Here is a 12150-nt window from a genome sequence, read left to right on the forward strand (position 1 = left end):
GGCGCACGCGGGCACGGCCGCGCGCGCCGCGACAGGGACGGGAACGGGAACGCGCCGAGCAGGTAGCCGGCCGCGTTGGCCGTGTTCAGCGCGCCGGCCTGCGCGAAGGTCCAGCCGAGATCGGCCTTCATCGGCGGCAGCAACAGCGCATAGGAAAAGCGCGCGAGGCCGAGCGCGATCGCGCTGCCGAGCGACAGGCAGATCGCGAGCCGCCATGCGGCCATGCGGTCGGGTTCGGTGGCGCCGGCGTCCGGCCGCGTCTGCGTCTGGCCGGCATGCTCCGGTTGCGGCACTGCGCGCATGGGTGTGTCTCCGTCGTGGTTCGAGGCGGGTACGGGCCTGGCGCCTGCACCGCCGACGCGGCGTGACGGCCCGGCCGTCGTCGATGCGGAATCCGTCTTGCGGCGTGCGTCGATCTCGACTGCCGAAGCGTGCGCGCCGATCGGCCGATGATCCTTGACCCGCCGCGACATCGGCGTGCTCCGGCTGCGGCGACCCCGTGCGAGTCGCCCGGAAACGCGCAACCGAGTGCCGGCGCCCGGCATGCGCTACGCACCCAGTCCGGCCGTAAAGGCCGCGAACAGCGCGCGCCCCTCATCCCATCCTGCCAACCCGGAAGCCCCGTTCAGATGGCCGCGCGCGCCGAGCACGAGCGGTTTCGCGCCGCGCTCCGCGGCCCATGCAATCGCTCGCCCCGACGGGTCGTACGGATCATCCGAACTGGCGATCGCCACCACCGGCCGGCTGCCGAAATCGCCGGCCGGCAAACGCGCGAACGCCTGTGCGGCGACCGGAAAATTCGGCCCGTCCGGATCGGGCACCGCCACGAGAAACGCCCCGTGCAGCGGGCGTGTTGCAGCGGCGTGCCAGTGCGCAAACAGCAGGCACCCGAGGGAATGGCAAACCACGACCGGCGGCGTCCGGGCCTCCGCGACGGCTGCATCCAGCGCCGCGATCCAGTCGCTCAGGTCGGGCGCATCCCACGACGCCGGCGCAATGCGTGTGGCGCGCGGAAACGCCGCCTCCCAGTGACTCTGCCAGTGATCCGGTCCCGAGTTGCCGATCCCCGGCACGATGACGATGCTTCGATCCATTCCTGCCTCCATGAACATGAGAGTTCGCAGTCTGGCCCGCCGGATCTCTGCGGGGAATGGCAAGTCATCGGATATTGAGACAGAATCCCGATGAATTAACGGAACAGGAAGGCCGCCATGCCGGACGGAGAGCTCGATCGCCTGGATATCGCGATCATCGAAGCGCTGCAGGACAATGCGCGCACGCCGTTGTCCGAAGTCGGCCGGCGCATCGGCTTGTCACAGCCCGCGACCTCGGAGCGCGTCAAGCGCCTGGAAGAGCGCGGCATCATCGCCGGCTATGGCGCGCGGATCGATCCGGCGGCGCTCGGGTTGGGGATGATGGCCATCATCCGGCTGAAAACGACGCACGAACACATCAAGCCGGCGCTGAGTGCGTTCGCCGAGATGCCGCACGTCATCGAGATCCACCGGATGACCGGCGAAGACTGCTTCCTGCTAAAGGTGCTCGTGCCGACACCCGGCCAGCTGGAAACGATCATCGACGCGATTGCGCGCTTCGGCCCGGTCACGACTTCGCTGGTGCTCCGGTCCGAGCCGGTCAAGCCGCTCGGGAAAGCGCTGCTGGGTTGAAGTCGGCGCCGGCCCGGCGTTGCGCGTTGCCGCTCATCGAACGCGATTGCTCACCGGTGGCGGATGAACCGAATTCGCCGGCTGACGCCGGAATCAGGCTTCGGCGTCCGCCGCGTCGCCGAGCCACTTGAACATCACGAGACAGTCGACGAAGCCGAGCCGCGCGTGACGATATGCGCGCGGCAACCGGCCGACGATGTCGAAGCCGAGCTTCTGCCACAGCGCGACCGCCACTTCGTTCGTCGCGACCACCGAGTTGAACTGCATCGCGAGAAAGCCGCGCTCACGCGCCACCTGCTGCGAGTGCTCGCACATCAAGCGCGCGACGCCCTTGCCGCGCGCCGCCTCGCTGACCATGTAGCCGCAATTGCACACGTGATTGCCGGGCCCGGCCGCGTTCGCCTTCAGGTAGTACGAGCCGAGCAGCACGCCGTCCTCCTCGGCGACCCACGTGCAAAGCGGCGCGTCGAACCACAGCGCGCGAGCGGCTTCCCGCGTCGACGCGGGATCGAATGCATAGGTCTCCTGCGCGGCGACGATCGCGTGGTACGTGGGCCAGAAGCGGGGGAAATCGTCTTCGTTCATCAGGCGTAGCGTGATCATGCGGGTTCTCTCGTGAAGGGTTGGGGGGATGCGCGCGTGCCAGCCGACACGCATGGCGCTATGCCGCGCCGGTGCGGGTGTCGTCGCGCAGCAGGCCGCTGCGATAGGTGCCCGGCGGCACCCCATACCAGCGCTTGAAGGCCTGCGAGAAACTCGACAGGTCGCTGAAGCCGAGCCGCTCGGCCACCTCCGTCAGCGACAGGTGCGCATCACCGAGCAGCGTCTCGGCCATCGCGCCGCGCGCCTGCGCGAGCAGCACGCGGAACGTCGTACCTTCCTCCTGCAGCCGGCGCTTCAACGTGCGCGGGCTCGTGTTCATCAGCCGTGCCATGTCCTCGAGCGAGAACGGCACGTTGCCGGGCGTCGCCGTCAGATATTGCCGCACCATCTCCGCCGTGCCGACCCGCGCGCGCCGCGCTTCGACCAGCTGGCCGCACATCTGCTCGCACATCGAGACCGTCAGCGGGTTCGCATGCGGCAGCGGCCGGTCGAGAAACGCGCGATCGAATGCGAGGCTGTTCGCGCGCGCGCCGAACGCGGGTTCGATGCCGGCGAGGCGCGACGCAACCGCGGCGGCGCTCGGCGCGCTCGCAGCCTGCACCGTGAAGCGCGACAACGCGAAATCGCCGCCGCCGATTTCCCGCAGCAGCACGGCCGCGGCGGTCATGTCGCGCTCGACGAGGAACCGGCTCAGGTCGGCGTCGAGCTCCGGCGCGCCGAAATTGAGCATGCCCGTCCCGGCTTCCTCGCGGTACGTGATCACGGTGAACGCATACGTGAGCGGCAGGAAGCGCATCGCCAGCGCCAGCGCGTCGCGCGCGGTGGCGCTCGCGATCAGCCCGTAGCCCCACACGCCGTATGCGGAGAAGTGATAGCGCTGCCCGACCTCGAACCCGAGGCCCGGCGCGCGCCCGAGCGCGCGCAGCAGGTTGCCGGTCAGCCGCAGCTCCTGCGCGGCCGTCACCTCGACGTTGGGGTCGTCGAGCTGCGCGTCCGCGAGGCCCGTGCCGGCCAGCAACTTCGTGCGCGGCACGCCGCGCTCGTCGCCGAAATCGACCAGCAGCCGGGCGCTGGCCGGACTCCGGGTGAAATCCCAGAAGCTCATGCGGAGAAACCCTCGAAGCGCCGATTTGGCCCAAATACTAAAACAATTGTCCCCAAGCAGCATTGGTGTTTTCCCATGCGGCCCGCACCATCGGCGTCATCAGTCGTCGCCCGAACGACGCCAACGCCCCCCGGAGGAGACACCATGCGACCGAGTCGCCCACCCGACCTCGCCGCCCGCTTCGAACGCCAGCGCGAGGCATTCGCCCGCGATCCCGCCCCGCCGCTCGCGATCCGCCTGTCGCGGCTCGAGCGCCTGAGCGCGCTGCTCGAGACGCATGAAGCCGCGCTCGTGCGCGCGATCGACGCCGATTTCGGTGGACGCTCCGCGCACGAAACGCAGCTCGCCGAACTGTTCGTGGTTCGAAGCGGCCTGCGTCATGCACGCGCGCATCTGCGGCACTGGATGCGCGAACGCCGCGTGCCGACCGCCGCGCACTTCCGGCCCGGCTACAACCGGCTCGCGCCGCAACCGCGCGGCGTCGTCGGCGTGATGGCCCCGTGGAACTATCCGCTGCAGCTTGCGATCGGCCCGGCGGTCGCGGCGCTCGCTGCCGGCAACCGTGTGCTGGTCAAGCCGTCGGAACTGACGCCGCGACTGTCGGCGCTGCTCGACACGCTCGTCGCCGGCGCGTTCGACGCCGACGAACTGAGCGTCGTCACCGGCGACGTCGACACCGCGAAGGCATTCGCGCGGCTGCCGTTCGATCATCTGTTCTTCACGGGCTCGACCGCGGTCGGCCGCGACGTCGCGCAAGCCGCGGCCGCGAACCTCACGCCCGTCACGCTCGAGCTCGGCGGCAAGTCGCCGGCGATCCTCGATCCGTCGTGCGACGTCGTGCACGCGGCCGGGCGCATCGCGTTCGGCAAGCTGCTCAATGCCGGCCAGACCTGCATCGCGCCCGACTATCTGCTGGTGCCGGCCGGCACCGCGCCGACCGTTGCCGCGCGCGTGTCGGACGCGATCGCGCGCCGCTACCCGACACTCATCGCCAACCCCGACTACACGGCGATCATCGGCGCGCGCCACCGCGACCGCCTCGCGGCCCTGGTCGACGATGCGCGCGACGGCGGCGCACGCGTGCTCGAAGTCAATCCGGCCGGCGAACGCTTCCCCGCCGGCTCGCGCAAGTTCGCGCCGACGCTCGTGCTCGGCGCGCGCGACACGATGCGCGTGATGCGCGAGGAAATCTTCGGCCCCGTGCTGCCGATCGTCGAATACGCGGATCTCGACGACGCGATCGAGCGCGTAAACCGCGGGCCGCGCCCGCTCGCGCTGTACTGGTTCGGCCGCGACGCCGCGCGCCGCGATCGCGTGTTGCGCGAAACGGTGTCGGGCGGCGTCACGGTAAACGACTGCCTGTGGCATCTCGCACAGGAACACCAGCCGTTCGGCGGCGTCGGCCCGAGCGGCATCGGCGCGTATCACGGCAAATGGGGCTTCGACACGTTCAGCCATCACAAGCCGGTGTTCCACCAGGCGCGCCGCAGCGGCACCGCGCTGTTCCACCCGCCGTACGGCAGGACCTTCGACCTGCTGCTGCGCGCGCTCACGCGCATCGCGTGACCCATCGACCATCGGGAGACGATTTCATGAGCAAGACTTTCGACTACATCGTCGTCGGCGGCGGTTCGGGCGGCTGCGTCGTCGCGGGGCGCCTCACCGAGGACCCGGCCGTGACCGTCTGCGTGCTCGAGGCCGGCGGCCGCGGCGACAACGCGATCGTCAACGTGCCGACGGGCGCGGTCGCGATGCTGCCGACCCGTGTGAACAACTGGGCGTTCGACACGGTGCCGCAGCCGGGGCTCGGCGGACGCATCGGCTATCAGCCGCGCGGCAAGGCGCTGGGCGGATCATCCGCGATCAACGCGATGGTCTACATTCGCGGCCATCGCGTCGATTACGACGGCTGGGCCGCGCTCGGCAACGAGGGCTGGGCCTACGACGACGTCCTGCCGTACTTCCGCCTGAGCGAGCACAACGAGCGCTTCGACGACGCCTGGCACGGCCGCGACGGCCCGCTGTGGGTCAGCGACCTGCGCACCGGCAACCCGTTCCATGCGCGCTACCTGGAAGCGGCGCGGCAGGCCGGCCTGCCGCTCACCGACGACTTCAACGGCGCCCAGCAGGAAGGCGTCGGCCTCTACCAGGTCACGCAGAAACACGGCGAACGGTGGAGCGCGGCGCGCGCGTACCTGCTGCCGCACGTCGGCCGCCGCGACAACCTGACGGTGGAAACGCACGCGCAGGTGCTGCGCATCCTGTTCGACGGCACGCGTGCGACGGGCGTCGAGGTGCGGCAGCACGGCGAAGTCCGCACGCTGCGCGCACGGCGCGAAGTCGTGCTCGCGGCCGGCGCGCTGCAGACGCCTCAGCTGCTGATGCTGTCGGGGATCGGCCCGGGCCGCGAACTACAGCGGCTCGGCATTCCGGTGCGCGCCGCGCTGCCCGGCGTCGGCCTCAACCTGCAGGACCATCCGGATTTCATCCTCGGTTACCGCGCGCGCAGCGTCGACACGATGGGCGTGTCCGCACGCGGCGGGCTGCGCATGCTGCGCGAATTCGCACGCTTTCGTCGCGAACGGCGCGGGATGCTGACGTCGAATTTCGCGGAAGGCGGCGGCTTCCTCAAGACGCGTGCAGACCTCGATGCGCCCGACATCCAGCTGCACTTCGTGGTCGCGCTCGTCGACGATCATGCGCGCCGGCTGCACACCGGCCACGGGCTGTCGTGCCATGTGTGCCTGCTGCGGCCGCGCAGCCGCGGCTCGGTCACGCTGCACAGCGCCGATCCGCTCGCCGCGCCGCGCATCGACCCCGCGTTCTTCGACGATCCGCGCGACGTCGACGACATGGTCGCCGGCTTCCGGCTCACGCGCCGGCTGATGGAAGCGCCGGCACTCGCCGAATGGATCACGCGCGACATGTTCACCGCGAACGTGACGACCGACGACGAGATTCGCGACGTGCTGCGCCGGCGCACCGACACCGTGTATCACCCGGTCGGCACGTGCCGGATGGGACGCGACGCGCTCGCGGTCGTCGATCCGCAATTGCGCGTACACGGCCTGCAGGGGCTGCGCATCGTCGATGCGTCGATCATGCCGACGCTGATCGGCGGCAACACCAACGCACCGACGATCATGATCGCCGAGAAGGCCGTCGACCTGATGCGCGGCGTGCAGCGTACGCCGGCACGCGCACCTGCCGACACCGAATGCGAACCGGCCGCCGCGCCGGCACACCGCGACACCGTTCCTGCGTCGTGCGCGTCGCACGATGCGACCCAGCTCGAGGAAACCCGCCATGTCATCGCCTGAAGCCCCCCGTCCCGCCACATCGGCCGCGCCGCTGGCGGTGCTCATCATCGGCGCCGGCTTCGCCGGCATCGGCATGGCAGTCGCGCTGCAACGCGCCGGCATTCACGACTTCATGATCGTCGAACGCTCGCACGACGTCGGCGGCGTGTGGCGCGACAACCGCTACCCGGGCGCCGCGTGCGACGTGCCCTCGCACCTGTACTCGTTCTCGTTCGAGCCCAACCCGAACTGGTCGCGCGTGTTCGCGCCGCAGCCCGAAATCCATGCGTACCTGCAGCATTGCGCGCGCAAGTACGGCCTCGCGCGCTACCTGCGTTTCGGCGCGGAGGTCGAGCGCGCGCGCTATGACGAGGCCCGCGCGCTGTGGGAGGTCACGCTCGCCGACGGCACCGTGCTCAGCGCCGCCGTGCTCGTGAGCGGCACCGGCCAGTTGAGCCGGCCCGCGCTGCCCGACCTGCGCGGCATCGACACGTTCCGCGGCCGCGCATTCCACTCCGCGCACTGGGATCAGGACTATCCGCTCGCGGGCAAGCGCGTGGCCGTGGTCGGCACCGGCGCATCGGCGATCCAGTTCGTGCCCGCGATCGCCGGCGACGTCGAGCGCCTCGTCGTGTTCCAGCGTTCGCCGGCCTACGTGATGCCGCGCCCGGACCGAGCGTATCGCCCATGGGAGCGGGCGCTGTTCCGCCGGCTGCCGTGGGCGATGAAGCTGCATCGCGCGTCGATCTACGTGCGCTACGAATCGCGTGCGATCGCGTTCACGCGGCTGCGCGGGCTGATGGATGTCGCGGTCGGCCGGCCGTTCCGCAAGCTGCTTGCGCGCGACGTGCGCGACCCCGCGCTGCGCGAACGGCTCACGCCCGACTATCCGGTCGGCTGCAAGCGGATCCTGCTGTCGAGCGACTACCTCGCCGCGATCGCCCGCGACAACGTCGAGCTCGTCACACAGCGCATCCGGCGCGTGACCGAGGACGGCATCGAGACCGACGACGGCGTGCACCACCCGGTCGACGCGATCGTCTACGGCACCGGTTTTGCGGCCACGTCGTTCCTGTCGCCGATGCGCATCACGGGCCGCAACGGGCTCGACCTGAACGACGCTTGGCGACGCGGCGCGCAGGCGTATCTCGGGCTCACCGTACCGGGCTTTCCGAACTTCTTCATGCTGTACGGCCCGAACACCAACCTCGGCCACAACTCGATCGTCTACATGCTCGAAAGCCAGATCGCACACGTGATGCGCTGCGTGCGCGCGATGCGGCGCGACGGCGCGAGCGCGATCGACGTCGACCCGCGCCGCTACCGACGCTTCAACGCACACGTGCAGCAGCGGCTCGAAGGCTCGGTGTGGAGCGGCTGCAAGAGCTGGTACGTCGATGCGTCGGGCCACAACAGCACCAACTGGCCTGGCTTCACGCTGACCTATCGATGGATCACGCGCTTCACCGGGCTGTCCGCGTACCGCTTCACGCAGCCGCTGCCCGGCCCCGCCACGCCGACGCACGGGGTCGTCGTCGCGCCGCCTGCCGGCCGCGTGGAGGCGCTCGCCGCCGCGTCGCTGCGCGGCTTCCTGCGCGTCGCGTTCCGGCCGCTGATCGGGCCGCCGTTCGGCGCGCGCATGCAACGTCGCGTCGTCGCGCTGCTGTCGCCGCTGATGCCGGGCGCGGGCGGCACGCTGCGCTACCGGACTGCCGCGGCTGGCGTGCCGGTCGAAGTGATCGCGCCGAAGCGCGGCGACGCGGGCGGCGCGATCCTCTATCTGCACGGCGGCGCGTTCTGTCTCGGCGGCCCGCATACGCATCGCGGCGTGACCACGCGGCTCGCGACCGAAGCCGGCCTGCCGGTGTGGGTGCCCGACTACCGGCTCGCCCCCGAGCATCCGAGCCCCGCGGCACTCGACGACGCGCTGGCCGCCTACGCCGCGTTGCGCGCGCAGGGCTACGCGCCGCAGCGGATCGTCATCGCCGGCGATTCGGCCGGCGGCGCGCTCGCACTGGCGCTCGCCATTGCGCTGCGCGAGCGTGGCGAGCCCGCCGCGGCCGCGCTGCTGCTGATCTCGCCCGTGACCGATCCGGCGCTGGGTGGCGCAACGCTGGCATCGCGCCGCCACGACGACCCGATGATCCGGCGCGGCTGGCTCGAGCAGGGCTTGCGCTGGTACCACGGCGCCGGCTCGGTTGCGGCGCGCGGCCCGCTCGACACCGACTTGCGCGGCTTGCCGCCGATGCTGGTGCAGGCCGGGGACCAGGAGGTGCTGCTGTCGGATGCGCAGCGGCTCGCGGATCATGCGCTCGCCTGCGGCGTGCCGTGCCGGCTGGAGATTCATGCCGCGCGCTGGCATGTGTTTCATCTGCAGGCGTTCTATCTGCGCTCGGCACGGGATGCGTTGCGGACGCTAGCGGGGTTTGCTGCGCAGCGGGTGACGGGGAACGCAACGGCAGCGGCGTCGCGATGAACCGGTGATGCACGGCGAGCGAGGCGGCGTTGCCCGGCTGCCCCGGTCGGCCGGACGGACGGCGCATGCGCCGTCGCCGTGCCCGCTTGCAACAATGCGACGCCCGCTTGCCAAAACCTGCCGTTTATTTTTTTCCGACACGCGCGGCCGGCATGATCTCCGCAAGCCGCCGCGCCGCCATGGCGCGGCGGCTCCCCCAACACTTGCGGAGACACCAATGAAAAAAAGCCACACCCTCAAGACGCTTGCCCTGCTTTGTTGCCTGGGCGTCCAGTGCGCGACGTCGGCATTCGCGGACGAACCGAAGAAGGTCGCATTCGTCGACACGGGCAATACCGGACGCAGCGTGATGGCCGAAGCGATCGCCGGACAACTGATCGCGCAACGGCACGCGCACATCGCGGTGATCTCGCGCGCGGTCGACGAGGATCCGTACGACGACAGGCCCGAGGAAAACGGCGTGATCCTGATGAAGCGGCGCGGGCTCGACACGTCCGCGCATCGTGCGGTGCAACTGAACGCGAACGACGTGAAGCACTCCGACGTGATCCTGACGATGACCGACAAGCACAAGGACAAGGTGCTCGCGCTCTATCCCGCGGCCGCGGGCAAGGTGTTCACGCTCGCCGAATATGCGACCGGCGAGCACAAGGACGTGCCCGACGCGTGGGGCAAGCCGATCGCCTTCTACGAATCGGTGACCGCGCAGCTCGACGCGTTCCTCCCGGTCGCACTCGACAAGGTCGCGACGGCCGCGCCCGCGAAACCGTAACGCGCGTGGGCCCGCCGGGTCGCCCGTCGCGTCGTGCGGCGGCGCCGGCGGGTTGACCGTCTGCCTGCGCCTGTCCGTCGTCCCCGCGCAGCCGGCGCACGCGTAATACCGCACACGGCCGTCAGGGCTGCACCATCCACACGAGCAGCATCGCGGCCGGCGCCGCGCTCATCCCCGCCGGCGGCCGCTCGATCGTCGGCTCGACCTGCAGCGCCTGCGCGACCGTCGCCGTATCGTCGATCGTCGTCGTGCGTACGGTCGTCATCAGCCGCGCCGGCCGGTGCAGCGTCTCGCGATACAGCGCGCCGTACCACAGCGGCCGCATGCCGAGCGCATCCTGCAGCACATACGGATAACGCCACAGCCGCAGCACGAGGCGGCTGTCAGGCCGGGCCGGATCGACGCGGACGAACACGCGGCGCGTGCTCTCGCCATGCGTGTAGCGCGGCAGCACGGGCAGCGCGTCGGCCGGCGCCTGCGGCGACAGCCAGCGCAGCGCGGTCGCGGGCGACCACGGCGTCGCCCGTTGCCAGCCGGCCAGCGAAAGATGGCGATCGAGCGTATCCGAAGTCGCGCACCATTGCAGCAGCAGATATTCCTCGCGATCGCCGCCGATCTCGGTGCGGCGCGTCGGCACGCGCTGCCATCCGCCGCGCAGCCACTGGTCGACGGTCATCGCGACGACGTCGCCCACATGCGGACGCGCCGCACGATCGAGCTGCCATTGCGCGGGCACCGTCCAGACGCCGGCCGTCGCGAGCACGACGAGCACCGCGACGAGCGCCCCCCTCGGCTGCACGTGCTCGCCCACCTGCCAGTACGCATGCGCGCCGGCCAGCACCGCGAACCACGCGAGCCCGAGGCTCCAGCCGCCAAGCAAGCCGGACAGCCAGGTATCGCCGACGTACAGCCGCGCGAAGCCGCCGAGCACGATCCACAGCACGACCGCCGTCACGACCGGAATGCGCCACAGTGCGGGCCGGTCGCGCGCCAGCACCCAGCCGATGCCGCTGCTCGCGAGCATCGCGAACGCCGCGTCGGCATCGGGCAACGGCACATGCAGCGCGCCGGGCGGCAGGCTCGCGGGCGTCGCACCGGGCGTGCCGGCGCCGAACGCCGGCACGAGCACGACCGCGATGCCGACCGTCGCGAGCCACCAGGCGGACGTGATCCAGCAGCGATGAATCAACAGCCAGACGAGAAACGCGGCCGCGACGATCAGCCCCGTATCGCGTCCATGCAACACTGCGAGCGCGCGCATCGTGGCGTCCGCGGGCGGCGTGCGCAGGTCCTGCAGGAACGCGTACAGCGCGATGTCGGCGTGCATCAGCGGATCGTTCGCGACGACGTCCTGCACGATCCCGGCGAACAGCCACACGCAGCCGACGAACAGCAGCGCGAACCCTGGCACGGCGCCCGGCAGGCGGCGCATCCGGTCGATCGCGCCGTGCAGCCGTGCGCCGAAGCGCGGCCAGCGCCGCACGCACGCATGCAAGGCCGCGCCGGCCGCGCGGCCCAGCAACGGCCAGCCACGCCGCAGCGCGAGGCGCACGCCGATCCATACGAGCGCGACCAGCGCGGCAACCACCAGCAGGATCGCGGCGACCCGCACGCTGATCGCCGCGGCCAGCGCCGCCGACGCGCCGAACAGGATGCCCGGCGCGACGTGCGCGGGCGCCCAGATCAGCGCCGACACGACGTTGACCGGATAGAACGACCGGCGCGGCAGCGTCGCGCAGCCGACCACGACCGGCACGACCGCGCGCACCGGCGCCAGGAAGCGCGCGAGCACGATGCTCTTCATGCCGTGCCGCAGCACGAACTGCTCGCCGCGCGCATACGCATCCGCGTAGCCCAACCGGACCCAGCCGTTCCGGATCGCACCGCGGTAGTACCGTCCGAGCTCGTAGCTGACCCCGTCGCCGACGATCGCGCCGGCGGCCGCGACGCCGATCGTCGTCCACGCATCGAGCGCGCCCGCGCCGATCAGCGTGCCGGCCGCGAACATCACGGCGCCGGCCGGCACGATCGTGCCGACCAGCGCGATGGCCTCGGCGCAGGCGGTGACGAACACGATCGCCAGCACCAGCACCGGATGCGCGCCGATCGCGCCGAGCCACGCGTGGATCGTGTCGCTCATCGCGGGCCGCGCGGTGTCGCGGTGCGGCCTGCATGCGCCGGGCCCGCGAAGGCGTGTGGAAGGTTCATCGGAGTGTGCGCGCGTTCGC

At 70.9% G+C, this 12150-nt stretch carries 9 protein-coding genes and 1 pseudogene; 5 read left to right on the forward strand and 5 right to left on the reverse strand.

The genetic code is table 11. From position 1 onward, the window contains the following. Positions 1 to 17: 17 nt before the first annotated feature. Positions 18 to 302 (reverse strand): annotated as a pseudogene (locus GEM_RS30570) (YbfB/YjiJ family MFS transporter); the annotation flags it as partial. Positions 303 to 548: 246 nt separating this feature from the next. Further along, the gene (locus GEM_RS25395) at positions 549 to 1094 is read right to left on the reverse strand and encodes an RBBP9/YdeN family alpha/beta hydrolase (RefSeq protein WP_014900280.1); all 546 of its coding nucleotides are present in this window, start codon (positions 1092 to 1094) and stop codon (positions 549 to 551) included. A 117-nt stretch (positions 1095 to 1211) separates the two neighbouring features. Between GEM_RS25395 and GEM_RS25400 the strand changes: the two genes are divergently transcribed. Next, on the forward strand, positions 1212 to 1667 hold the full coding sequence (locus GEM_RS25400) for an Lrp/AsnC family transcriptional regulator (RefSeq protein ID WP_014900281.1): 456 nt from the start codon (positions 1212 to 1214) through the stop codon (positions 1665 to 1667). A 93-nt stretch (positions 1668 to 1760) separates the two neighbouring features. On the opposite strand, the gene GEM_RS25405 is transcribed toward GEM_RS25400, so the two are convergent. Next, positions 1761 to 2270, reverse strand: a complete 510-nt coding sequence (locus GEM_RS25405) for a GNAT family N-acetyltransferase (protein WP_014900282.1) — start codon at positions 2268 to 2270, stop codon at positions 1761 to 1763. A gap of 58 nt (positions 2271 to 2328) precedes the next feature. After that, positions 2329 to 3375 carry an AraC family transcriptional regulator gene (locus GEM_RS25410; RefSeq protein WP_014900283.1) on the reverse strand — a complete coding sequence of 349 codons (1047 nt, stop codon included), beginning with the start codon at positions 3373 to 3375 and terminating at the stop codon, positions 2329 to 2331. Between the two features lie 144 nt (positions 3376 to 3519). Between GEM_RS25410 and GEM_RS25415 the strand changes: the two genes are divergently transcribed. The 4 genes from GEM_RS25415 to GEM_RS25430 all read left to right on the forward strand — a co-directional run bounded on the left by GEM_RS25415 (position 3520) and on the right by GEM_RS25430 (position 9922). Next, positions 3520 to 4941 carry a coniferyl aldehyde dehydrogenase gene (locus GEM_RS25415; protein WP_014900284.1) on the forward strand — a complete coding sequence of 474 codons (1422 nt, stop codon included), beginning with the start codon at positions 3520 to 3522 and terminating at the stop codon, positions 4939 to 4941. Between the two features lie 26 nt (positions 4942 to 4967). Next, positions 4968 to 6695 (forward strand): GMC family oxidoreductase, encoded by a 1728-nt coding sequence (locus tag GEM_RS25420; RefSeq protein WP_014900285.1) that lies wholly within the window; start codon positions 4968 to 4970, stop codon positions 6693 to 6695. After that, the gene (locus GEM_RS25425; protein WP_014900286.1) at positions 6682 to 9150 is read left to right on the forward strand and encodes an alpha/beta hydrolase fold domain-containing protein; all 2469 of its coding nucleotides are present in this window, start codon (positions 6682 to 6684) and stop codon (positions 9148 to 9150) included. Before GEM_RS25420 ends, GEM_RS25425 begins: the two co-directional genes overlap by 14 nt. 217 nt (positions 9151 to 9367) lie before the next feature. Beyond that, positions 9368 to 9922: a protein-tyrosine-phosphatase gene (locus tag GEM_RS25430; RefSeq protein ID WP_014900287.1), complete on the forward strand. Its 555-nt coding sequence runs from the start codon at positions 9368 to 9370 to the stop codon at positions 9920 to 9922. A gap of 121 nt (positions 9923 to 10043) precedes the next feature. Here the strand turns inward: GEM_RS25430 and GEM_RS25435 are convergent, their stop codons facing one another. Beyond that, a complete protein-coding gene (locus GEM_RS25435; protein ID WP_014900288.1) occupies positions 10044 to 12062 on the reverse strand; it encodes an LssY C-terminal domain-containing protein in 2019 nt (672 codons plus the stop codon). Between the last annotated feature and the right edge of the window lie 88 nt (positions 12063 to 12150).

Origin of the sequence: Burkholderia cepacia GG4, from assembly GCF_000292915.1 — a bacterium.
GTDB classification, from domain to species: Bacteria; Pseudomonadota; Gammaproteobacteria; order Burkholderiales; family Burkholderiaceae; genus Burkholderia; species Burkholderia cepacia_D.